Annotated in this window: 19 protein-coding genes; 12 read left to right on the top strand and 7 right to left on the bottom strand. The window is 48.9% G+C overall.

Translation table 11 applies throughout. The features are described 5' to 3' along the window. Positions 1-72: 72 nt before the first annotated feature. From ACJMNB_RS06235 to ACJMNB_RS06225, 3 genes are all read left to right on the top strand, one after another. The gene (locus ACJMNB_RS06235; protein WP_405340115.1) at positions 73-561 is read left to right on the top strand and encodes a hypothetical protein; all 489 of its coding nucleotides are present in this window, start codon (positions 73-75) and stop codon (positions 559-561) included. 93 nt (positions 562-654) lie between these two features. Continuing rightward, positions 655-1,725 carry a hypothetical protein gene (locus tag ACJMNB_RS06230; RefSeq protein WP_405340112.1) on the top strand — a complete coding sequence of 357 codons (1,071 nt, stop codon included), beginning with the start codon at positions 655-657 and terminating at the stop codon, positions 1,723-1,725. A 3-nt stretch (positions 1,726-1,728) separates the two neighbouring features. Beyond that, positions 1,729-2,043, top strand: coding sequence for a hypothetical protein (locus ACJMNB_RS06225; protein ID WP_405340109.1), 315 nt, complete (start codon positions 1,729-1,731; stop codon positions 2,041-2,043). Positions 2,044-2,230: 187 nt separating this feature from the next. Here the strand turns inward: ACJMNB_RS06225 and ACJMNB_RS06220 are convergent, their stop codons facing one another. Next, positions 2,231-2,395, bottom strand: a complete 165-nt coding sequence (locus ACJMNB_RS06220) for a hypothetical protein (protein WP_405340106.1) — start codon at positions 2,393-2,395, stop codon at positions 2,231-2,233. A 13-nt stretch (positions 2,396-2,408) separates the two neighbouring features. Here ACJMNB_RS06220 and ACJMNB_RS06215 point away from each other — a divergent pair, with 13 nt between their 5' ends. Both ACJMNB_RS06215 and ACJMNB_RS06210 read left to right on the top strand, forming a co-directional pair. Beyond that, positions 2,409-3,911: an RNA-binding domain-containing protein gene (locus ACJMNB_RS06215; protein WP_405340103.1), complete on the top strand. Its 1,503-nt coding sequence runs from the start codon at positions 2,409-2,411 to the stop codon at positions 3,909-3,911. Between the two features lie 34 nt (positions 3,912-3,945). Further along, the gene (locus tag ACJMNB_RS06210) at positions 3,946-4,314 is read left to right on the top strand and encodes a hypothetical protein (protein ID WP_405340100.1); all 369 of its coding nucleotides are present in this window, start codon (positions 3,946-3,948) and stop codon (positions 4,312-4,314) included. An 11-nt stretch (positions 4,315-4,325) separates the two neighbouring features. Here the strand turns inward: ACJMNB_RS06210 and ACJMNB_RS06205 are convergent, their stop codons facing one another. The 3 genes from ACJMNB_RS06205 to ACJMNB_RS06195 all read right to left on the bottom strand — a co-directional run bounded on the left by ACJMNB_RS06205 (position 4,326) and on the right by ACJMNB_RS06195 (position 8,267). Continuing rightward, on the bottom strand, positions 4,326-5,402 hold the full coding sequence (locus ACJMNB_RS06205; RefSeq protein ID WP_405340097.1) for a hypothetical protein: 1,077 nt from the start codon (positions 5,400-5,402) through the stop codon (positions 4,326-4,328). A gap of 101 nt (positions 5,403-5,503) precedes the next feature. Next, positions 5,504-7,024, bottom strand: a complete 1,521-nt coding sequence (locus tag ACJMNB_RS06200; RefSeq protein ID WP_405340094.1) for a DUF4832 domain-containing protein — start codon at positions 7,022-7,024, stop codon at positions 5,504-5,506. Between the two features lie 34 nt (positions 7,025-7,058). Then, positions 7,059-8,267 (bottom strand): glycoside hydrolase family 18 protein, encoded by a 1,209-nt coding sequence (locus ACJMNB_RS06195; RefSeq protein ID WP_405340091.1) that lies wholly within the window; start codon positions 8,265-8,267, stop codon positions 7,059-7,061. A 136-nt stretch (positions 8,268-8,403) separates the two neighbouring features. Here ACJMNB_RS06195 and der point away from each other — a divergent pair, with 136 nt between their 5' ends. From der to ACJMNB_RS06180, 3 genes are read left to right on the top strand one after another with little or no spacing between them, the layout of a single operon-like run. Continuing rightward, a complete protein-coding gene (gene der / locus ACJMNB_RS06190) occupies positions 8,404-9,846 on the top strand; it encodes a ribosome biogenesis GTPase Der (protein WP_405340088.1) in 1,443 nt (480 codons plus the stop codon). After that, positions 9,779-10,414 (top strand): glycerol-3-phosphate 1-O-acyltransferase PlsY, encoded by a 636-nt coding sequence (plsY, locus tag ACJMNB_RS06185; RefSeq protein ID WP_405340085.1) that lies wholly within the window; start codon positions 9,779-9,781, stop codon positions 10,412-10,414. The genes der and plsY overlap by 68 nt, the downstream gene beginning before the upstream one ends. Before the next feature lie 42 nt (positions 10,415-10,456). Continuing rightward, a complete protein-coding gene (locus tag ACJMNB_RS06180; RefSeq protein WP_405340082.1) occupies positions 10,457-11,488 on the top strand; it encodes an NAD(P)H-dependent glycerol-3-phosphate dehydrogenase in 1,032 nt (343 codons plus the stop codon). Between the two features lie 69 nt (positions 11,489-11,557). Here the strand turns inward: ACJMNB_RS06180 and ACJMNB_RS06175 are convergent, their stop codons facing one another. Next, complete coding sequence (locus ACJMNB_RS06175; RefSeq protein WP_405340079.1) at positions 11,558-12,505, bottom strand: lysylphosphatidylglycerol synthase transmembrane domain-containing protein; 948 nt, start codon at positions 12,503-12,505, stop codon at positions 11,558-11,560. Positions 12,506-12,522: 17 nt separating this feature from the next. Further along, a complete protein-coding gene (locus ACJMNB_RS06170) occupies positions 12,523-13,611 on the bottom strand; it encodes a glycosyltransferase family 4 protein (RefSeq protein ID WP_405340076.1) in 1,089 nt (362 codons plus the stop codon). A 148-nt stretch (positions 13,612-13,759) separates the two neighbouring features. On the opposite strand from ACJMNB_RS06170, the gene ACJMNB_RS06165 reads away from it, so the two are divergent. From ACJMNB_RS06165 to ACJMNB_RS06155, 3 genes are all read left to right on the top strand, one after another. Then, positions 13,760-15,592 (top strand): LamG-like jellyroll fold domain-containing protein, encoded by a 1,833-nt coding sequence (locus ACJMNB_RS06165; protein WP_405340073.1) that lies wholly within the window; start codon positions 13,760-13,762, stop codon positions 15,590-15,592. A 79-nt stretch (positions 15,593-15,671) separates the two neighbouring features. Next, entirely contained in the window at positions 15,672-19,532 is a 3,861-nt protein-coding gene (gene dnaE, locus ACJMNB_RS06160; RefSeq protein ID WP_405340070.1) for a DNA polymerase III subunit alpha, read from the top strand. Then, entirely contained in the window at positions 19,519-20,577 is a 1,059-nt protein-coding gene (locus tag ACJMNB_RS06155) for a lipid-A-disaccharide synthase (RefSeq protein ID WP_405340067.1), read from the top strand. Before dnaE ends, ACJMNB_RS06155 begins: the two co-directional genes overlap by 14 nt. Here the strand turns inward: ACJMNB_RS06155 and mutL are convergent. Beyond that, complete coding sequence (mutL, locus tag ACJMNB_RS06150) at positions 20,545-22,443, bottom strand: DNA mismatch repair endonuclease MutL (RefSeq protein ID WP_405340064.1); 1,899 nt, start codon at positions 22,441-22,443, stop codon at positions 20,545-20,547. The two genes, ACJMNB_RS06155 and mutL, sit on opposite strands and share 33 nt — an antisense overlap. 111 nt (positions 22,444-22,554) lie before the next feature. Between mutL and ACJMNB_RS06145 the strand changes: the two genes are divergently transcribed. Then, positions 22,555-23,853 (top strand): hypothetical protein, encoded by a 1,299-nt coding sequence (locus ACJMNB_RS06145; RefSeq protein ID WP_405340061.1) that lies wholly within the window; start codon positions 22,555-22,557, stop codon positions 23,851-23,853. The last annotated feature ends 70 nt before the right edge of the window (positions 23,854-23,923 follow it).

Below are 23,923 nucleotides of genomic sequence, written 5' to 3'. Positions count from 1 at the left end.
AATCAAGTAAAATTTAAAAATGTCATTATTTGACGTATTGTTTTTCTATTTTAAGGGGTGAGGTACTTGATTATGCGTTCAAAGAACTACGAAAATCAAATTTTTACGGAAAAAGTTGAAGTCTTGGAGGGGTCCTCAACATTTGAAAATTGCTTTTTCGAAAAAGGTGTATATATCAAGGGCGATAATAAACGTCATTTTCTTGTGGGTGGAGTAGTGCGTGCGAATTTCTTGTCCTGCATCTTTCGCTCCAAGGGCGATGAACCATGCGTTGCTCTTTGGACGCGTGCTCAAGGTGAGTTCGTTGGTTGCAAAATGTCCTCTGAAGACTTTGTTCCGGTCCGTATAGATTCGGGATCCCATGGGGTATTCCGTGATTGTTCTATAGATTATCCCGCTAAAAGATGTGGCGTTGCGATTATGGTCGCCGCGTCGGGAGATTTTGAAAACTGTCGCTTTTGCCGTTTTGGAGAAGATCCTGTTAAGGTTGACCCGGTGTATTTTGATGCTCACGATAAAGAAAAAACTCGTTTTGAGAACTGTTTCTTCTGCAAAAAGTAATCTGGCGGATTGTTAAAACGTTTATGTATTTTTGTCACTTTATGACATCTATTTGAATGTATATTTATAGGTGGCTCTAAAAAGGAGGCTCCTATGCAGGCAAACAACGAAAATAAGAACTTGGAATACTGTCGCTATTATCATGGCGAACTGCGGAATCCGTATTTGGACTCCTTCAAAGAGTGCGCGTGGGAGGCCGAACAATTGGCTAGTGAAGAGGCCTTTGATGAGGCGAAAGATTTCTTGTCATTTGTTGTGACGCACATTCCCATTAGGATTTCCAGTGGTAATGAACTGAATGTTAATCGCTATATAGCTTTTTTTGAACATTGCTCTTTAGAAGAAAAACTTGAAATTGCGAGAGAATTTGGGCTGCGTGAGGTCTTTTTAACGGAAAAACCCAGGGGACGGACTGTGTTTGAAGAGTTCTGGGAGGGAACGTACACACCTACCTACGGTGGACTATTTCTGTATTATGATGGTCGAATTGCCGTGAAAATAGGCAATCGCTATCCGGATGATGTCGCTTATTATTTGTTGATCGCTCGTGATAAATATGTTGCCGATGCTGTGAAAAAGCTTATCAAGGAAAATTGGGCCGCCATATCGGCATTGCCGAAAAAAAGCGATTGTTTGGAAATTTGTGATGGCTCTTATAATTACTATAAATTCTTGACTAAGCGTTGTGGTGGATATGAGTACGAGGAATCTGAGGGCGGAAAGGCGGTAAAACCTTTTCATGACCGGATTCTCAATATTTTCTATCGGACGAATACTCCGTCATACGAATGGTTTGAATCCATAACAGATGTAGAAACCTTTGTTGAAATGTGGAGCTTATTATTAGACGAAATAGATGCGGATGAAACCCGTGCCAAAGTTTATGATTTTATTGATGCTCGGTTTGCGGAAGATTGTCAAAATCTGGGCTTTGAAATGGATGTTTTTGAAAGTTTTTACAAACACTGCGATTATGATCCTGAAAAAGGACCAGAAAAAACATTCGAAGAATTACTTTCCGTTTGCACGGATTATCATATTCTAGGTAATGCGATTTATAGCCAGTGGCGTTATTATAACCACTGGGCCTACGATGTAAAGGCTGAGTTTGAAACACGATGGTTTAGAATCGCTTTTAAAAGGCTCTCAGAATTGGCTGGTTAGCATATGACAGCTCAGAAAGTGATAAAGTTCTTCAAATATTATAAGGGTGAAGCAGAGAACCCTTTTATTCAAAAGGATGAAAATGCCGCATTGTGGTGGAATGGCGAAAGACAACTTCTTGAAAACTTAAAGAATGAGCCTGGATTTTGGAATAGAATGAAATGTTCCTATAATGAGGCTTTAGAGAATGGGGACTGTTCTGGCGTTCTTGCAGACATGAGCATTCCAAAGGAAAAACGTATTATAGTGTATTTCCTCGATCTTTGGCATGGTAAATGGTTCCCTTACGATTCTTGGGACGCCATCAAGGAATATTGAAAAACAACTAACTTTTGTCCTTGACATAGCCATTCCGTTTATATATATTACTCCCGTAATTCGATAATCCTCGCGACAGTCGACATAGACCATTCGGTCCGTACGTGCATTCGCGGCGGGGCCCTTCAACTTTCTTGATGGTCCTGTTGGATAGCTGGCAGGAACACGACCTGCTCGGGTGCGTTTGCTAAAGCGAACGCCAAGTAACGCCGGGGAAAGCCCCCGCCAACAGGATTGCAAGATCATCCCATTCCGCGCTAGACGTGGAAAATTCCAATACGAAGTAAACAAGCAAGAGCATGGTTTGCGCCGTTCCTGTCGGCGTATTTGTGCGATTGTGACGTATTCTCACAATGGAGAATAGAATGGGAGATTTATTAAAAGATTTCAATATTGACTCGTTCAGAGAAGGTAACCGATTCGAAGCGAAACTAGCCAAAGGCGGTTTTCCTAAAAGCCTCTGGGAAACTTATTCCTCGTTTGCAAATACCGATGGAGGGTTGATTCTTCTTGGTGTAAAGGAAAATAGGGACCATTCATTTACCATAGAAGGTGTAGAAAATCCTGAACACATGGAGAAGCTGTTTTGGGACAATGTGAATAACAAAAAGGTTGTAGATATTAACATTCTAAGCAATAGCGATGTTGAAGTAAAAGAAATTGCCGGAAAGCATATTCTATCTATCGTGGTTCCTAGAGCGGATCGGATATATCGTCCCGTTTTCTTGGGTACAGACATGTTCTCTGGAACATTTAGGCGCAATGGTGAAGGTGATTATCTTTGTTCAAGAGATGAAGTTGGTGCTATTTTCCGCGACGCCGGTCATATAAGCCAAGACTGCAAAATCATAAAAGAAGTTAGTCTAACTTCCCTTTGTAAAGAGACTATCTCTCATTATAGGCAAAGATTTCGCTTGTCTCACGATGGACATGTTTGGAATAGTCTTCCCGATATGGAATTCTTGAAAAAGATTGGTGCAGCAAAAATAAACCAAGATGACGGGAAAGTCTATCCGACGGCTGCAGGTTTGCTGATGTTTGGATACGAGTCGGAAATCGTTTATGAATATCCGCTTTATTTCTTGGATTATCAGGAACATTTCGATGAAACGACAAGATGGTCTGATCGATTTGTTTCAAACTCGGGTGAATGGAGTGGAAATATATTTGACTTTTTCTTTAAGGCTGTAAACAAGCTGTCTGAAGACATAAAAAGGCCGTTCAAACTTGATGGAATCTATAGGGTCGATGATACTCCCATTCACAAGGCTATTCGAGAAATCCTTTTGAATACGCTGGCAAATGCGGATTATTATGGGCGGGCCGGAGTCGTCATCAAAAAATACAAGGAATATTTTGCCTTTGAAAATCCGGGAATGTTCAGAATTAGCGTGAAGGAAGCGATAAATGGTGGAATGTCTGACCCGCGTAACGCGACCATTCTCAAGATGTTTTCGATGATTGACATCGGTGAACGGGCTGGCAGTGGAATTCCCGGGGTGTTTTCTGTATGGAACAAAGAATTTGGACTTTTGCCTGAGTACACGCAGAGAATAACACCTGAAAGAACCATAACGGTGCTGAAATTGACGAATGGTGTCCTGAGTTATAAAAAAACGGATAATGTGTCAGATGACACAATAAATGATACAATAAATGACACGATAAAATTGAGCGAGCCGGAATCAAAGATTTTGAAACAGATTGAAAAAGATAACGAAGTTACACGCGAGCGATTGGTTTTTAATACAGGACTTTCTGACAGTACTATTGCCAGGGCGCTCAAAACATTGCAAGAAAAGGGGATTGTTGGGCGTCAAGGAAGTAAGAAAACTGGATTCTGGAAGATTCTCAATCAGAAGAATTGACAATTCATCTTAAAATATGACTAAGGAGAATAATATGTCCGGTGGAACATTCAATTACCAAGAAATGCATATAGAAAGAATGGCTGAATATGTACGTAGTACATATTTAAAGCACAAAAGTAAAGAGTGGATGCTTTTTGCGCAGACTCATAGAAACGAATATTTTCAACCGTATTCAAAAGAAACTTTGGCTGTTTTTAAAAGGGCTTACAAAATCCTGCGTATGGCCTATATCTGTGCGAAGTGTATAGACTATTTGCTATCTGGCGATGACGATGAACAGTCATTTCTAGAAAAAATACGACAAAAAGAAGAGTCTTTAAATAAAGAATTTAAAGACTCGTTTAAGGTTTCACCAGAAGATGTTGAATCTTGGAAAACTGAAAAAGAGGATTCGTTCTGAATAGAATCCCTCTAATCATCCTTCGTCAAGCACTTGTTAATTTGCTTCCTGACGTATGCCTTGTTGGAATCGAGTTTTGCCTGATAGCGCGGGTTCACGGTGGTGTCGCCGTCGCAAATCTGCTTCGTGGCTATGGGGCCTCGCGGGTTCATGTAGGTGGTTCCGCCGTCGATATCTTTTCTCATATTCATGGACGTAACGTTCGAATCAAGACAATTTTTCAGTGCGTCGGGAAGGTTGTTGCCGAATGTAGCCTTTACGCTGTCAATCAAAGTTTCCTTATCCGATTCGAAATTGTTGGGTAATGAACCAACGAATGTCCTTTCTTTTCCTGATTCCATATACGGGGCCCCGCCACAGAGGATAAAGTCGGTTTTCTGGCAAAGGGGAGAGGGCTTGTCGGGATCCTGGTTGGGGAATTTTTCCTTGTATTCTTCTCTGGTGTATAGCACGCCATCTTTGGCGACGTGAGTGCTTGTCGTGTAGGTGGAATCGTTCGTGCATTCGAATTTTGAGGGGTATGTTGGCCCTCCTGTTGTACTTGGAGAACCGTAAAGAACTCCGTAGTTGAGCGATTCTTCGAGGTTGTCTTCGACTAACTCAAGTGCTTCAACTGAAAGGGTCGTGTTGTTTTCGAGAGAGTCCATTAGTTCAGTGGGACTGCTTATGCGTGAACTCAGATAAGTTCTTACGACTTCAGTCACTTCGCATGTGGTGCTGGTGTCGCGGGCCAGTTTGTACGTGCCAAAACTGGGATATGTTGTCTTGCTGGAACTGGATTGTGCGATTTCGCTGGAACTTGATTCAGCTTCGCTAGAACTGGACTGTATCTCTTCAGAGGAACTTGAACAGGTGTCGGCGCTGGATACTGCGCCCGAGTCAGCGTTGTAAACAGGCCTGATTCCGTAAAGGGTGTCAATCTTGATTCCGTCTAGATCGTCGGGATTGACAATGGAATCGGGGTTAACAGGGTCTTCGTTGATTGTTCCGCCTGCTACAGACGAACTTTCGCTGTCGCCGCCACAACTAGCCCAAAAGAGGGCGGTAGAAGACAATAAAATCTTTTTCCAGTGTTTGCGAATATTCATATGTTCTCCTCGATTTTCTATAACAGAAAATACCCTTTTTTAAGGGCATTTTCTACATAAAATTGATTTTGTTATGGATTATTTGTATAAAATTGTGTAAACTAATGCTTTGAAACGGGGTAGTATGCTCCGTGGGCGGCTTTACTCGGCACATTTCTACCCTTAAGGTCGGTGGCGCGATTTTTGCCACTAATGATTGAATCGTCAGTTCTGATCAATCGACCCTTATTGATTCCGGTGGAGCTTTCGTCAATCAACCCTTCGATTGGCTTTGCGTTGCCGTCGAGGCTTGCCTTATAGGGGATGGTTGCATCTTTCAGCAATTTGTCGCTGGTAATGGTCGGTTCGGGAGATTCCTTGTCTCCGATTTCAATGCCCGATACCGTGTAGATGGCTTCTTTGCCGGGCAAGAGTCCCTTGAGCGATTTTTTGCTGCGCACGCCCTTCACGGTCACGTAGGCATTGTGGTAAAGCGGAGCGATGCCGATGTTTTTCACGCGTACGGCGGCAGATATCTTGTTCACGGCGTAACCGGTAATCTCGAATTTATAGCCGGCGAAGGAACTGGCACTGTCTACGCGGTTTTTGGTGGCGTATTGGCCTTCGGGGGCATCGTTGCCAATCACGTAGGTCATGTGGTACTTGCTGGCGGCAGCTTCCCAGGTAATGCCATAAAGCCCGGCGGGGTTCAGAAACTCGTGCTGGTCCTTTGATGTGTAGTAGCTGATTTCACCGCCGGCGGGGGCGTTTTTCCAGCGGGTGGTGTCGAGGGTTATCCAGTTCTTTTCGTTGTCGCCGTCACCCTGCGAAATGTCGTGTTCCTTGTGCATAAAGGAGTCGTCGAAGAGTCCGAACCCTAGCGCTAGCAAAGTCTTGTTCCCGGCGATGGGTGTGTAGTGGTTGTCGGCGGCATCGATCGAGATGCTCCACGGCGTTTCCTTGAACAGCGTGTCGACATGCTTCAGAAATTCGGTTTGGTAATCCTTGCTGGCGAAGTTCGTGCCCAGTTTCAGTGTTGTTCCGTAGATGTGGTATTCTGCCCAATGGCCAAAGCCCACTTGCACAAAGGCGATACGCGGATCCTTGTCGTATTTGGCGGCAAAGTCGGTGTAGAATTGCTTGTAGAACCACTGCAATTCGCTGTGTCCCCAGCCTGCGTAGTCCGTGGGACCATCGTCACCGGGGTTGTCGGCATGGGTTTCTTTGTAGTCGCTTATGGCCTTGATGTATTTGGGGACGGCGGTGGCGCCTAAAGAGTCTTCAACGCAGTTGGGTGCGTTATTGATTTCTTCGTTCGGGTATTCGATACGGAAGCGTACGATGGCCTGGTGCCCGCGGCTTTTGACATCGTCCAGCATTTTTTCAAAAATGCTCCAGTCATAGTTGATCTTGCCGTCAGATTTGCCCTTCACCACGGCGCAGGGGAGACAATAGGAAAATTCCAGAGAAATGGAACCCTGTAAGTCCTTTTGCTTCTTTGCCTGGTCGGGCCAGAAGACGATTCCCTTCATGGGCTCCAGCGATTCGATGCTTTTGTTGAGTGCGACGGAACGGCCCGTCGCGAATGTAGCGGTTGCCAAAAATGCAATCGCGCTACCTGCGATTATCAAGTTTTTCACCATACACACTCCGTTTAAAAACGTAACCTTTATTAATCTATCGTTTTGAACGTTTGGAGTCAAGTAAAATTATGGATTTTTTGCCCTCAACTCGGTGGCCGCGAATGTCGATTTTCTTGCCGGCTGCGCTGTTGGCGCGAATATTGCCATTGCGAACCTTGCGAATGGCAGTTCCGTTGTCTTGTAACGCAATGTAAATGCTGTCGAGAATCGGGTTTCCGGTGCCTTCGATGTAGTCGTGGGAAACTTCCCACACCATGATGCCGGCGTAGCCGTTTTCTTTGACCCAGCGGGACTTGATTGCAGAAGAATGCGGATCTTCGAAGGTCACGTAGCCCGTTGAAGATACACCGTAGGGTTCTACGGAAACGCTGTCGTAGAAGTATTCCCAGTCGGTGTTCGCGACGATATCTTTGTAGGCCACTTGCTTTGCAGAAGTAAAGTCGGTGCCGGGTCCCGTAGCTCCTTCAAATTGGAACCCGAAAGAGGGAATGCCAAAGACCATCTTTTCGGTAGGGACTCCGCGCTTTTTCCAGTAGTCGCGGGTTTCTTCCCATGACCAGGTGGTATAACCTTCGTGGGGGTAAAGGGGCGAATCGAACATGGCTTCTTCATCCCAATCACCGGTCATGTCGTAGGTCATGAATCCGAACCAGTCCAGGTTTTTCACGAGGACTTCGGGCGTGAACCATTTGCCGTAATAAGGCGAGCAGGGAAGTGCCGCAGAAAGGCTCTTGTCTTTGGGGAGGGCTGCGCGGAGTTCTGTAAGTAACTTGCTATAGGCGATGGTGTCCGCTTCGGGCACGGGGTTGTATTCCCATTCCCAGTCCATGTCGAGACCGTCCAGGTTATGGTCGGCAACGAACTGCACCAGGTTCGCAATAAATTTGCCGCGGAGGGCGTCGTTCGAGGCGACGGGTACAAAATTTTCGCTTTGTCCGCCACCACCCAGCGACACAATCACCTTGGTGCCAGCGTTATGCGCAAGCATCACCATGGAATCAAGGGCGCTGGGGTCTTCGGCTGCATCGCCGCGCAAGGAACCGTCGGTATCCGGCGTAATAAAGCTCCACAGTACATGAGTCAATTTGTCGTAGGGAACTTTGTCCACCGTGTAGGCGGGCTTGTGCCATTTGCCCCAGTCGGGGTAGTAGCCGATGAACAGGGGTGCTGCCCACACCGAAGAAATCCCGGCGATGGCCCCGAAAAGCAGGGCGATTTTCTTAAAGGGCTGGCAAAACTTCATTAATCCTCCCGACGGAACCGCGTATTTTCAAAATAATATTTTTTTATGAATAGAGGACTCCTGTCTGTGCGTTTCTCGCTGGAAAACTTTCGTCTTTCGTCTCTAGTCTCCCGTGTAATTCCTATATTTACAATTGATGAAATTACCAGTCGTATGTATAGTTGGACGCCCGAACGTGGGCAAGTCCTCGCTCTTTAATCGTATTCTGGGGCGTCGTGCCGCTGTCGTGTCTGACCGCGATGGTGTGACCCGCGATCGCCATTATCAGAATGCGAATTACAAGGGCCATGAATTTACGGTGGTCGATACTGGCGGATTCTTGCCGGACGATTCCATCGACGTGCTCGCCGATAGCGTGCGCACCCAGATTTTCAATGCCGTGGAAGAGGCCGACCTGGTGCTCTTCATGGTGGATGTCCGCGTGGGCATTACCAAGCTGGACGAACAGTTTGCCCGCATGGTCCGCAAGCTGGACAAGAAGGTGATTCTTGTGGCCAACAAGAGCGAAAACGGTGCCGACCGCCAGGAAAGCTACGAGTTCCTGAAGCTGGGCTTTGGCTTGCCCCGTACCATCAGTGCGCTTACGGGTTACGCCTGTCTTTCGCTCATGGACGAAGTCATTGCAGTGCTCCCGACTCCCGTTCGTGGAGAACGCCGTGAAGAACGTCCCATTCGCTTTGCCATTCTCGGCCGCCCGAATGCCGGTAAGAGCACCTTGCTCAACCGCTTGCTGAACGAAGACCGTGCCGTGGTGTCCGACATTCCGGGTACTACCCGCGATTCCATTGACTGCGACTTTGCCGTAGATGGTCAAAAGTTCGTGGTGACCGATACGGCAGGCCTCCGCAAGAAGGCCAAGGTGGAAGACGAAGTCGAAATTTTCAGCAACATGCGTACCCTCGAAAGTATCCGCCGTTCTGACGTGTCGGTGCTTATGGTGGACTGCACCCGCGGTCTTGAAGTCCAGGACTTCCGCATTATTACCGAAATTCGCAAGGCCGGCAAGGGCCTGGTTCTCGTGCTCAACAAGTGGGATATCTTCCCCGACAAGACCGAAAAGTCCTTTGACCACATGGTCAAGGAAATGCTGGAACGCGAACCCATGCTGGAATACGTGCCGATTATTTCGGCCAGCGCCAAAGAAGGCCAGCGCGTCAACCGCATTGTGCAGGCCATTCAGACGGTGTATGCCAACTGCCGCCGCGTCCTTGGTCGCGATCGCGTTGCAACCGCCTTTGCTAGCTTCCTGGAAAAGAATCCGGTGCCCAGCCAGAATGCCCGTACCGTTCAGCTTACCCGCGCCTGCCAGATTATGGTGGAGCCGCCGGTAATCGCCATCGAAACCCGTACGCCGGAACTGGTGGCCGATTCTTACAAGCGTTACTTGCTCAAACAGTTTTACGAAGAATTCCAGCTGCAGGGTGCACCCCTCCGCTTGAACTTCGACCAGAAATTAACCCTTAGAAAGGATGAAGATCTTGAACAGTTTACTGAGTCTTCCAATAGCGTACTTGCTGGGGTCAATCCCCAGCGCGATCTGGATCGCAAAACTCGCAAAGGGAAAGTCGTTCGACATTAGAGATTACGGCTCCAAGAACGCGGGGCTCACCAATACCTTCCGCGTGCTTGGCTGGAAACCCGCTCTTCCGGTGGTGTTCTTGGATTTGATCAAGGGTATCCTTGGTCCGTGGATTGCCTTGAAAATGTGCGAAGCCCAGGTGGCTGCCGGCGGTGCCGATTATTCTCACTGGGTGCCGCTTGTGGCTGGTCTCCTGGTGATTCTTGGTCACAGCTTTACTTGCTTTGCCGGTTTCCGCGGCGGTAAGGGCGTGCTCGCTGCTTTGGGCGTGTTCCTGGCCCTTTGCCCGATTACCGCGCTTTCTGCTTTTGGCGTGTGGATTATTTTCACCTTTGCATCGAAGTATGTGTCGGTGGGTAGCATCGCGGCCTGCGTGGCACTCGGCGTGTTTGCCGTCATGGGCTACTTGAAGTTGCCGTACCCGCCGGACGATATTAATCTCGGTTTGATGATTACCTGCCTTGTGGTTGCCGTTTTCGTGATTGTGAAGCACAAATCCAATATTAAGCGCCTGTTAAACGGCACCGAAAACGGTTTTGGCAGCAAACGCAAGACTCCGAAGGCGTAATTATTGTAGATTATAGGAAAAAGTGATAGGTAAGGATTTATTATGAAGGTTACTGTACTTGGAACGGGTGGCTGGGGCTTGTCTCTTGGCCAGGTGGTGTACGAAAACAAGAACGACGTGATGTTCTGGACCAATTCCCAGGCCGAAGTAGACCTGCTTTCTACGGAACACCAGTATAAGGACAAATTGCCGGGCGTGATTTTCCCGGAAGACTTTAAATACACGACCGACATGAATGCCGCTCTCGAAGGCTGCGACATGGTTTTGATCGTGGTGCCTTCCCAGTTTATGGGCGGTGTCGCCAAGACTCTCGGCCAGTGGACTCCGGTCAAGGGTAAGGAACCGGTGGTGGTCTGTGCTACGAAGGGTATTCTCGAAGGCACGAACCAGCTCATGAGCGAAGTCTTGCTCGAAAATGTTCCTTGGCTCACCGAAGACAAGATGGTTGCCTTTAGCGGCCCCTCTCATGCCGAAGAAGTTAGTCGCCATATTCTCACGGCCATTGTTTCTGCTTGCGTGAACGAAGAATCCGCCAAGCTGGTGCAGAAGGCCATGAGCTGCTCTTACCTGCGCGTTTACACTTCTACTGACATTGTGGGTGTGGAACTTTGCGGTTCCGTGAAGAACGTGATTGCCATTGCTTCTGGTGTGCTTTACGGTTTGGAAGCCGGTGGCAAGTTCAAGATTGGCGACAATACCCGCGCCGCCATTCTCACTCGCGGTCAGGCTGAAATGTGCCGCCTGGGCAAGGCCCTCGGTGCAAAGCCCGAAACCTTTGCCGGTCTCGCTGGCATGGGCGACCTGATTGTTACCTGTCTCTCCCAGCATAGCCGTAACCGCTACGTGGGTGAACACATCGGCAAGGGCGAAACCATCGAACAGGTTCTCGGCGGCATGAAGATGGTTGCCGAAGGCGTCCCGACTTGCAAGAGCACCAAGGCTCTCGCCGACAAGCTGGGTGTGGAAATGCCTATCGTGAATGCCGTTCACGCTCTCTTGTTCGAAGGCAAGAAGGTGGATGAGGTCATCAAGGAAATGTGGGGCCGCGAACTCAAGACGGAAGTCTGGGAATAACGCTTCAACTTTTGACTTTGTTAAAAATTTCCGCTGGATTCAACTCCGGCGGATTTTTTTATGTGAATGCTACGCTTGTTTTTTGCTTGCTACAAGTACGATGGCGCCTTGTATGGCCTGGAATACCAGCGGAAAATATCCCAGAAGTCCAGCCGATAGAACTACTGGCGCAGGGATTCCTAAAATTCCCGTGAACAGGGCTACCTGAATGCCTTCGCGGACTCCGATGCCGTTCAGCGAAATGGGGAGCATGGAGACGATGGTGGTGATGTAGGTGAATACCACCAGGATACTGATGTCAATGCTTTGACCGACAGCCTTAAAATAGGCGAATGTCATGAACACCGCTAAAAATTGCAACCACAGGGAATCCAAAGATGATAGAAGGACCTGCTTTTTGTGCTGCCTATAAATGGATAGACTCTTTTGCAGCTTCGGAATAAAGGTGAGTTTTTTTAAAACGATTTCCGGAATAGGAACTTTGTCCGAAAAAAGGCAGAGAACCACAATGGCGGTACAGACCAAAAGGGCGATGGTCATGATGACAGTGTATATAAAAGGAATTTCGGCCTTGTTCAGGGCGAAGGGGAGGGCTGCAAAAAAGCAGAGGAACATGGCCAAAAGCCCTTGGATGCGCGCCAGGAATACTGCTGAAACCGATTGGCTGGTCTGGTTGAATTTTTTTCCGAAGGCCAGGGATTTTACGGCATCACCCCCGAAACCGGTGGGGAGCAGGTTGTTGAAGAAGTACCCCATGGCGGTAAAGGCGTAGTATGTCTTGAAGGGAATTTCTGGCCCTTGGACCGAAAGGCCTTTCCAGCGGTTAGCCTGGATAATCATGGTCAGGTTTGCGGCGACAAGAGTGGCAAGGACCCATGGGGTCATTCCGAGGCTCCAGTTGTCCACGACACTTGCCAGGGGAATCTTGTAGAAGATGTAGGCGAAACCGCCCACGCTAACAACGAGCTGGAGTATCCGCTTGACAAAGAGCTTTACATCTGTCTTATTGTCTGCCATTGATCTCAATATAGAATTTATAGGCTTTCGGCAACTTCACGGATTTTCCGGGCGCTTTCTTCCCAAGAGAATCTAGATACCCAGGCGTCGATTTCGGCGTCGTATTTGCCCTTGTCGTCAATGGATTCTTCCAGGGCGCTGGCGATACTTGCCGGGTCGTTTGGGTCAAAGTAGTTGGCGATGTTTCCGCCTACTTCGGGCATAGACGAAGTCTTGGAGCAGGCAACGGGGGTTCCGCAGGCGAACGCTTCCAGGATCGGCAGGCCGAATCCTTCGTATAGCGAGGGGAGTACGAATAGGTCTGCCAGGTTGTAAAAGTTCACCAAGTCATCTTGGCTGACCATGCCGGCGTGAATGGTCAAGTCCTCGATTCCCAGCTCTTTTTCCTGGGTGGCCTTGGTGCGTCCGTCAAAGGCCTTGCCAACAAAAATCAAGCGGCAATTTTCCTTGCCCTTCATTTGGGCAAACCCCTTCAGCAGTCCGTTCAAGTTCTTGTGGGGTAGCAGGTTCCCTACGTACAGCAGAATTTTCTTGTCCCGGGGAATGTTGAATTTTTCGTATAGGTAGTCGTATTCTTCGGGCTGCTTGCGTACAAATTCCTTGCCGACTCCAGAGGGTATGACGGTAATCTTGGATTCGTCAATCTTGTAAAAGCGCAACAGGTCACGTTTAGTACTTTCGGAAACCGTAATAATCCGGTCGGCACGCTTGCTGACGAACCAGAAGATAAACTTGAAATATAGGTGCACTAGCTTGAAGGGCAAGAATTCGGGGTAAATCAGGTGGGTGAGATCGTGGATCGTCACCATCATCTTGCCTCGGTAGAGCAACGGCACATTGCAGTGGGGAATGTGCAAAACGTCGGGCTTTTCGCGGTAGAGGGCCCGATAGGGGAATTTCAGCTGTTCCTTGTACCCGTAAATGCTGCTGATAAATGGAATATGCTTGGGAACTATCTTGTAGGCTTCCAAGTCTTTGGGGTCCCCAAGGGCAATTTTGTAGCCCACGTCCCTGAGCCAATGCTGAATGCAGGTGCCAATGCCTGAACGGGAGACCATGCGGGCGTCAATGGCGATTTTCAAGTCTTTTTTGGGGGTGCCGTTCATCGTATTCTTTTGTAAAAATAGGCCTTTTCTTAAGAAAAATACATTTTTTTGCAAAAACAGATGATTCTAATTACATCTAAAATGAAAAATTTGCAAAAGAAAACGTGTTTTGTTATATTATTCTTACTTGAAAGAAATGGAGAACAAAATGAGTAAGAAAACAGTGAAATGGCTTTCGGCTTCATCTTTGGTGCTGATGGGCGCTTTTCTTTGGGGATGCTCCGGGTCGGAATCTTCGGCAGAAAAGGTGATTTCCAGTGATGAACCCGCGTATCAGAAGAACGATGCCGCACAGATGTGGGCTCGAATCGATGAACTGGGCATTGCCGGCTATTTCGATTCTCTTTCTCAAGACCTGGGGTCTCCCGTTATTGGCGGTTCTGCCCTTGTGAATGGCCGTTGTGCCGCTCCGGCGCTCGCCATGGATGACAACACACGCTACCTGGACGAACTGGAAATTCTCTTTGACGAAGGTGAACAGGTCGAAGGCGTTTGCGGCAAGGGCCTCAAGCTGCAAGATGGCCAGGTGGCTCCTCTCGGTGTGAACCTGATTGACTCCATGAAGGTGGGGACGGTGGAATTCTGGTTCCGCCCGAACGAAGACTTTTATGACAAGGCCCGTACCCTTCTGGGTAACGATGGTGCCCGTATCCATTTTTTCTACAAGGATGGCGAACTTTATTTCCAGAAGAACCATCATAACCTGCATTACTACGTAAACGGCAAGGCAAAGCTCAAGGACGACTGGAACCTGATTGCAGGCCAGTGGGGTGATGGTTACATGAGTGTGTGGCTCAATGGCAAGATGGTTGCCCGTTGGGAACATGCTGAAGGCTATGCTCCGGCACAGCGCGGAATCCCGTTTGAAAACCTGGTGGTTATCGGTTACAAGTCCAGCTGCTGCATGGAAGGCCCCGGTCAGTATGCTGCTATGACTACATCGGGTTCTTTCGACCAGTTCAGAATTTCCAATATTCCGCGTTACAAGATGGCTGACGTTGCCGAAATCGATATTTCGAGCCTCGATACAGCTGCTGTCGATACTCTGCCGAAGAACCCCGTGTTGGATGATACTTTGGTTAACGATACGGCGGTGTTTGATACGGTTCCTCAATGTTGCTATGATACCATTCCGTTTGATACCAACGAAAAAATCGATACGTTGCCTCCGTTGGTTCCGACGCTGTGGACTCAGTTGAATACTTACGGTTCCCGCTACTTTGTAAATGTTGACGCTCCGGTGGCTTCTGTCGCTGTACAGAAGTGCCCAAGCCCGGCTTTGGTCATGGACGATTCTACCCTTTATATGGATGAACTTGAAACCATTTACAGCGAAGGTGAATTGGTGGATGGCGTTTGTGGCAAGGCTCTTTCCCTGAAGAGTGGCGAGGTTGCTCCTACCGGAATCAACCTGATTGACCCCATGGCAGAAGGTACGGTTGAATTCTGGTTCCGTCCGGGTGAAGATTTCAACGAAAATGCCCGCACCCTTTTGGGTAATGACGGAGCCCGCGTTCACTTCTTCTATAAGGAAGGAGTCCTTTATTTCCAGAAGAACCTTTCCAATCGTCACTACTTTGTGAAGGGTTCTGTTGAATTGAAGAATGATTGGAACCATATTGCCGGTCAGTGGGGCAACGGAAAACTGAGCCTTTGGGTAAACGGCCAGGAATTGGCTAGTATCGATCATAACGAAGGTTATGAACCGGCAAGCCGTAACAACCCCTACGAGAATTTGTTCGTGATGGGTTTCAAGTCCAGTTGCTGCATGGAAGGCCCGGGTCAGTCCAGCGCCATGACGACTTCGGGTGCATACGACCAGCTGAGAATTTCCAATGTGGTTCGTTATATCCCGGAAGATTTGTCCTCGGTAGTTGAACCGGATACCACAATTACTTTTGATGCGGCCTATACCGGAGTTATCGATATCATCGATACCCTGCCCGCAATTAAGCCGATCATCCCGCGCGACTCGCTCTAAAAAATCGGATTTTTCAGAATCGCAAGCACCCCGCCGGGGTGCTTTTCTTGAATGAAGAACTATTTACTAAATTGCAGGTATGGCCTTTGTTCACCTGCAAGTTCATTCCGAGTTTTCTGTTTTACAGGCTTCTGCCCGTCTAGATGATATTTTGGCTGCTGCAGCCGATGCAAATGCACCTGCAGTGGCGCTTACAGACCATGCTGCCATGTTTGGTATCTTGGAAATTCAGACCCGCGGAAAGGATATGAACAAGGCCCGCAAAGAAAAAGGGCTTCCGCCGGTAAAGACGATTTATGGTTGCCATGTCTATGTAGATACGTCGAGTGCAAATCAGAAAGACCCGATGACCTTTGAACGGTTGACCCTTTTGGTGGAAAATGAGAAGGGTTATTATAACCTGCTCCGCATCGTGAGTTACCGTTACGAAGACGGGGATCGCTGGGCCGAAATTCCCTCGGTTCCGCTTTCGGTAATTGAAGAACATAAAGAAGGCATTATCGCCATTGCAGGCGATTTCTTCAGTAAGTACGGTCAGAATGTGGCTTCGGGGCGCAATAGCGTTGCCCGTGAATACATGGAATCTCTCGACAAGATTTTTGACCACGACCATCTATACATTTCGGTTTGCGACAACGGGGTTCCGGCACAAAAACTTCTGAATGATTTTAATGTCCAGCTGGCCGGTGAAATGGGCCGCGAAATCGTGGCTGTGGGCGATGTCCATTATATTAAGGCCGAAGATGCCCAGGCCCACAAGATTCTGCGCTGCATTTCTCTGAAAGAAACCTTGAACGGTTTTGATGATAAGCGTTTCCCGTCGGACAAGTTCTATTTCCGCAGCGAAGCCGAAATGGTGGAACTGTTCGGACATATTCCGGGTGCCATCGAAAATACGGTCAAGATTGCAGAACGCTGCAATTATACGGTCAAGACCGGTATCGGGGATGAATTCTGGCCGCGTTTTAAAATTCCCGATGACTTCTTGGCCTCCGATGAGTACCAGAACATCAAGGCGATTATGAAGGCGGAATACGACGCGGAATATCCCGTTGTCCGTGAACGCGAAGTCAAGGGCGTCATCAAGGATAAAAAGAAGAAGGTCACGGCAACCTATTGTGCCGATAAGGGAATTGCCGAGGACGCCCTGACCGATGAAGACAAGGCCGAAATTGAACGGTTGTCTCAGCCGGAATTCTTTGATGACGACGATAAGAAAGCGTGGGATAAGGCAGTCCATCGTTGGTGTAAGCCGGGTGGCGATGCCGATATTTACATTACGCACCTCTGTAACGACTTTTTGCATTGGCGTTTCCCTGACGAAAATTTCAAGTTCCCTGAACATGAAACGGATGTGGGCAAGCGCATGTACAAGGAACTCAACTGTATCCGCAACATGAACGTGGCGGGCTACCTGTTGATTGTGTGGGACTTCATTAACTGGGCCCGTCGAAATGGTATCCCCGTGGGTCCGGGCCGTGGTTCTGCTGCAGGTTCCTTGGTGACTTATATTATCGGTATCACCGACATAGATCCCTTAAAGTTCGACCTCCTTTTTGAACGTTTCTTGAACCCGGAACGCGTGTCCATGCCGGATATTGATACCGACTTTGCGGACCGTGACCGTGGTCGCGTGATTCAGTACGTGACGGACAAGTACGGCAAGGAATGCGTGGGCCAGATTATTACTTACGGTATGCTCAAGTCGAAGGCGGTGATTACCGACGTGGCTCGTGTGCTTGGGTTCCCGCCGACTGAAGCGAAGCAGATTACCAAGTTGTTCCCGCAACGCACCTTGAACTTTAGCCTGAAGCAGGCATGGACGGGTAAAGACAAGAAGGGCAACAACCTGGAAGATGGTTATAGCCCGGAACCTCTGCAGGCCATGATTAACAGCCGCGCCAGTTACCAGAACCTGTGGGATGTGGCTAAAAAGCTGGAAGATTTGCCCCGTCAGACGGGTGTGCATGCTTGCGGTGTGGTGATTACGCCGACTCCGATTTATAACCTCGCTCCTTTGTATCGAGCCGCCCCCGAAGATACGCCGGTGGTGATGTACGACAAGCACTACGCCGAAGACATCGGTCTACTTAAGATGGACTTCCTTGGGCTAATTAACTTGTCCATCATTCAAGATACGGTGAACATGGTCAAGAAAAATCGCAAGATTGAAGTTGACATGAGCCATATCCCGCTGGATGACAAGGAAACATTTGAGTTGCTTGGCCGCGGCATGACGACGACGGTGTTCCAGTTCGAATCTCCGGGTATGCAGAAGTACCTGCGCGAACTGAAACCGACCCGAATCTTTGACTTGATCGCTATGAACGCCCTGTATCGTCCGGGGCCGATTGACCAGATTCCGCACTTTATTGCCCGTAAGAATGGCCAGGAAGAAATTGACTGCTATCACCCCGACTTGGAACAGGTGCTTGGCGAAACTTACGGTGTGATTGTGTACCAGGAACAGGTGATGAAGCTGGCCCAGATTTTGGGCGGCTATTCGCTGGGTGGTGCTGACAACATTCGCCGTATCATGGCTAAAAAGATGCCTGAAAAAATGGCGAAGCTCGAACCGGAATTTTTCGAGAAATGCCTTGCCAAGGGTTACGACCGTGCCATGATCCAGAAGGTTTGGGATGCGGTGCTCCCGTTCTGCGGATACGCATTTAACAAGAGCCATGCTGCTGCGTACGCTTACGTGGCTTACCAGACGGCTTACCTCAAGACTCATTACGGCCCTGAATACATGGCCGCTTCGATGACCTCGAAGATGGGTAAGACCGAAGATATCGTGACGATTATCTTGGAATGTAAGCGCCTTGATATCGAAGTGGTGTCGCCCAACATTAACGCCTCCATGGGTGAATTTGTGGCCAATACGGAAGGCCAGATTTTGTTCGGCCTGGCGGGCATTCGCAACGTGGGTATCGCAGTCGTAGAAGATATTGTGGCAGAACGTGAACGTCGTGGCAAGTTCAAGGATATCTTTGATTTTTGCAAGCGTGTCACTGAATACCAGGGCGAACAGAAAGAAAAACGCCCGCCCATGAACAAGCGCCTTATCGAAAGCTTGATTATGGCCGGCGCCTTGGATGAACTGCCGGGAAGCCGCGCCGTATTGATGGCAACGGTGGACCGCGCCATGGAAGTGGCGTCGAGGTTCCAAGAAGATAAAGATCGCGGCCAGATGTCCCTCTTTGATATGGGCGGCGGCGCACCTTCGATGGATAGTTCTGCCGAGGTCCTTGAAGAAGCGGAAGAATGGACCGCCATGGAAATGCTCAACAAGGAACGAGACGTCCTTGGCTTATTCCTGTCGGGCCACCCGCTGGATGAATTCCGCCCGGAACTGCAGGGCTTTACTTCTTGCTCCTTGGACGAAGAAGAACTGGCCAAGCACGAAGGCGGGACCGTGATTGTGGGCGGCGTGGTGACCAAGCTCCGTTCCATTGAAACCAAGCGCGGTGATACTATTGGCGCAGGCTCCATCCAGGATTTCCATGGCGACTTGGAAATGTTCTTCAAGAAGGACTTGTGGGAAAAGTTCCGCGATACCGTAGCCCTCGATGACCGCGTGTTGGTGAAGGGCGTGCTTGAACACCAGCGTATGGGCGATGGCATGCAGCTGGTGGTGGAAGAAGTCATCCAGCTGGATCGTGTACGTTCGGACATGGTGAGCCACATTCATGTGGTACTCTATTCTTCGATGGTGGACGATGACTTTGCCGACAAGCTTTTGACGCTCATGGAAAAGTACGAACCTTTCGAAGGGGAAAGAGGTTGTGAAATCGTTGCCCACGTGGAAACGGAATCGGGCAATATTCATGTGCTTTCCCTCAAGAACAAGAAAGTGGTTTACACTCCCGAATTGTTGCAGTATCTGCGCAAGGATTTAGGTGCCTTGAAGGTTTGGGTCTCGAACCGTGCCAAACGATAAATTTGTTCTTTTTTGTGCAGGCGAAGATTCCGGGGATTGCATCGGTGAATCCCTGGTAAAGGCGGTTGCTTCTCGTTGCTTGGTAAAGGGCTCCGGTGGCAAGCGCATGCAAAATGCGGGACTGGCTCCATTAGTTGATTTCGAAAATTTGCCGGTGTCAGGCTTTGGCGATGTATTGCCCAAGTACTTCAAGTTGCGCAAAAGCTTTGATGAACTGAAGGCTGCTCTAGACTCGCCGGATTGTCTTGGACTTGTGGCAATCGATTACCCTGGCTTCAACATGAAGTTGGTGAAGCGGGCGGGGGAGTTGCGCAAGCCTGCATTGTATGTGGCGCCTCCGCAGGTGTGGGCCTGGAAAAAGAAACGGGCCGCAGAACTTGCGAAAAATCCTTATGTCAAGTTGGCGGTGTTCTTTGATTTTGAAGAGGCTGTGTACCGCGAAGCTGGCTGCAATGTGGTCCGAGTGCAGCACCCGTTTGTCGAAATCAAAAATGAATTTTTCATTCCATATTCTGAATCCTACACTCTTCTCTTTCCGGGAAGTCGCAAGGCGCAGGCGCTCCGCAATTTGCCTCTTTTCTTGAATGCGGTGCAAGGAGCCGAGAATGTGGTTGTGGTGGCGGCGCGACAAGAACTGGTGAGCGTTTTTGAAAAGTTTAATGTTCCTGTAGTCGTTGCGCCACAAAGCGCTATCGAGCGAATGGCGTTTTATCAAAGCGCAGAATATGCGGTGACCGCCCCCGGAACTTCGACTTTGGAACTTGCCTTGTCGGGAGCTCCCTTCACGGTTTGCACCAAGCCTGACCTGCTGACCTATTGTCTTGGTCGCTTGTTTGTCAAGACGGAATTCTTCGCTTTGCCCAACATTATAATGGGTCGTCTTGTGTTCCCAGAACACATCGTCCCCCCGTGGTCGGGGGTGAAATTGCAACTTGAAAAGAGTTCGAAACCTAAAGAAAGAATCTTAAAAGAGCTTTTTGAAAAGCTTGCTGTCGGGAAAAAACTTGAACAATTAGCGCTTGAATTTCTTGGCCAACTCGTCTAGTGTAAATTGAAGTAATGTGGGGTGCCCGTAGGGCGACTTGAGGGGTTCTTCGGTCAGCATGAGCTGGCTTACCAGGGCGGCCATTTCTTCTGGCTTTAGCTTGTCACCGGCCTGGTAGGCGTTGGTGCTTGCCCAAGCCTTGGCGATGGTGTCTTGGATTTTAACCATGTCACCTTCGCCCTTGCCTTCGTCCCCGATGCTATCCAAGAAATCCTTGACCGCCTTGATGGCGCGAGAAAGGGGGAGGGCGCTGGGAATGGCTCGAATCTGGTAAGTCTCGCCGCCAAAATGCTCGATATAAAAGCCCAAGTGCTTGAACTGGTCTTCCACGCTCTTGAGGGCTTCTACTTCCAGTTTAGAAAGTTCCAGAAGTTCCGGGAACAAGAGCTCCTGGCTGTCCAGGGCGGATCCGTTCCTTAAGGTGTCCAAAGCCTGTTCGTAAAGCACGCGGGAATGGGCCGCATGCTGGTCTATGACCAAAAGTCCGCTGGAATCGTCACCTGCAATGTAGGTGTTGGCGATCTGGAAAAAGGTGGGGGGCACCCATTGGGTCGCTGGTTCCGGAGTCTCGTTTACGTGCCCTTCCAGCGATATGACCTTACCCGCTTCGGGGGTGCTGAACAGGTCTTGTGCTAAGTCATTGAATGACGCTGTCTTACGGGGTTTATCAAATGTAAAGGACGCCGTAGGGCGGTTGGACATTTCGGGAATGTCACCGCTGGATTCCTTGGTCGTAAAACTGGGGGCGGGCGTGATTGCCGGCTTGGAAAGGGGTTCCTCGAATCCGTAAGGGACTTTCGGGGCGCTGTCCTGTAGATCGCTGACCTTGTCTAGGCCTGTAATTTCATCGCTGAGGTCGATTAGCGGAGATTTCGCCTCCATGTCCTTTGTAAACGTGTCGCGAATGGCGTGGGAGACTACCAGAAAGACCAAATTCTGGTTTGCAAAACGGACTTCGCGCTTGGCGGGGTGCACGTTTACGTCGAATTCCATGTCGGGCATGTCCAGGAACAGCACCGAAACGGGCTTGCAGCCAGCTCCGTAAGGCTCGTAGGCCTGCTGCACAGCCTTGCTCACCATCTTGCTTTCGATGGGACGGTTGCGGATGAACAGAAATTGGTGGTTGCGCTTGCCGTTTGTTTCGGTGGTAGGGGAGACGTAGCCCCAAACATGGACTCCCGCTTCGGTATAGTCTACCGGCAAAAGAACTTTGGCAATCTTGGAGCCAATGGCTTCTGCAATGCGGTTGCGGAGTTCCCCGGGAATTCCTGTAAACACCGTTTTATCGCCTACTTTGTAGTCAAAACGGATTTCGGGGTGGGCTATGGCGGTCTTTAGAACAACGTCAAAAATGCGGGTCCCTTCGGCGGTATCGCTGCTTAAAAAGGTGCGGCGCACGGGGGTGTTGTAAAACAAGTCTTCGACCAGGAATGTGGTGCCTCGGCTAGCTTGTACGTCCTGTTTTTCTACAACGTTTCCGCCTTCCAGTTTGATTCGGCCGCTATCGCCCTCGTCGGTGGCGCTGGTAATGGTTAATTTGGACACCGCGGCAATGGAGGCCACTGCTTCGCCTCTAAAACCATTTGTATGTAAATGGAATAGGTCGTCTGCGCTAAAAAGCTTCGAGGTGGTATGGCGTAAATAGCATAAATCCAAATCGGCGGCATTCATGCCTTTCCCGTTGTCAATAACCTGGATTTTTTTCTTGCCACCTTCTTCAATGGCGACCTGTATACGGGTCGCTCCGGCATCAATTGCGTTTTCAATCAGCTCTTTTACTGCCGATGCAGGGCGTTCTATGACTTCACCTGCAGCTATTTTATTGATGATTTCATCCGATAAAACGTGTATTTCAGCCGATTTCATGCCCCAAATATAGCCTTTTGGGGTTTAAATCGTATTTTTTTTGCTAAATTATTAGTACGAAAAGGCTGAGTGGCGTTTTTCAAAAATACCATTCAATAGAGTGAGGTAAAAGTGCTTTCTAACCTATTCCTACAGTTGACTCACATTGAGTTGCTCATCTCATATCCTGTCAAGGACATCTTGACCCTTATCAAGCGAGATCCTCGCTTTAATGTCAAGCTGCTAAACGATATCTACTTCGAAGATTCGTTCGTTGACGAGGGCGTTTACCGCTTTATGATGAACAATGTGGTGAACTGGCTCTACGAACGCGGTGAAAATCCGGATGCATTCGTCCAGCGCATTATGGATCGCTGCGCAACTTTCGAAGCGATTCCGGCTCGTAGCGTGCTTCGCTCTTACCTCCCGTACGTCTCCCAGTTCTATGCTACCGAAGACGTCCGTCAGCTCTGCCTCGATATTATTCCGAAGCGTTATCCGCTTCTGACCAATGCAAAATTCATCCGCCGCGAATTGGCCGATGGCTTCCGTAAGGAATACTTCACCTACCGTTTCGATTCTCCGGGAATGTTGGTGACGAACCCCATGCGCTGGTTCAACGGCTTGGTTCAGATCGGTGCGATTCTTTTGAACACCCCTCCTTACGAAAAAATCGAATACAAGGCCAGCCAGACCTCCTTTGTGGAAGCTCTCGAAAACCGTATTGCAGCCGAAGTTCGTGATGACGGATGTGTTTATGTGAACGGCCGTCAGGTCGGTAAGTACATGACCTTCGGTGATTGTCTTGCTGAATATGGCCTGGAATGGGAATTTGAAGCCGAAAAGAAGATGGCCTGCATTCGCGCCACCGAAGATGTGGTGGACGACAAGGTGGGTGCAGTCCTGATTCATAAGGGTTGCTATTACGGTGCACCGGCTAGCGTGGTCTACTTTGATTATAAGGCCAACGTGGTGGCTCCGGAACCGTTCAACAAGCTCATGAGTGCCGTTGTTAAGCAGGAATTCGACTCCTGGGAACCCATCCAGAAGGCTCAGGAACAGCTGCTTGAAGCCATGAACGACTCCGTGACGATCATCTACTACAAGAGTGATGACTCTATCTCGGTGAACAACAAGCACTTGATGCGTAACGTGCCCGCCCGCATTCTTCGCAACTTGCTCCGCGAATATAGCGCTACCGGCCGTGAAGAATTTGAAAACCGCGAATTCAAGCGCGATCCGTCCATTTGCATGGATCCGCTCCGTCCGAACTTCGAAAGCCGTTTGAACCGCGTGATCGCTCATATCAACGGTTCTGACGATCCTGAACATCCGTCTGAAGGCGTGAAGAAGTTCTTCGAAATCGAACGTCACCGTCGCGGTGGATTCCGTTTTGTTCCGAAGTGCAAGATTATTTTCCACGAAGAGTAAACACCAGTTTACTAAATCCAAAATGTAATCGAAACGGATTTAGAAAATAAGCAAATTGGTAGTTCTCAAG

This window comes from Fibrobacter sp. (genome assembly GCF_045131395.1).
Classification (GTDB): Bacteria; Fibrobacterota; Fibrobacteria; order Fibrobacterales; family Fibrobacteraceae; genus Fibrobacter.
Note: the sequence above shows the minus strand (reverse complement) of the source record. Positions and strands in the feature narration are given on the sequence as shown.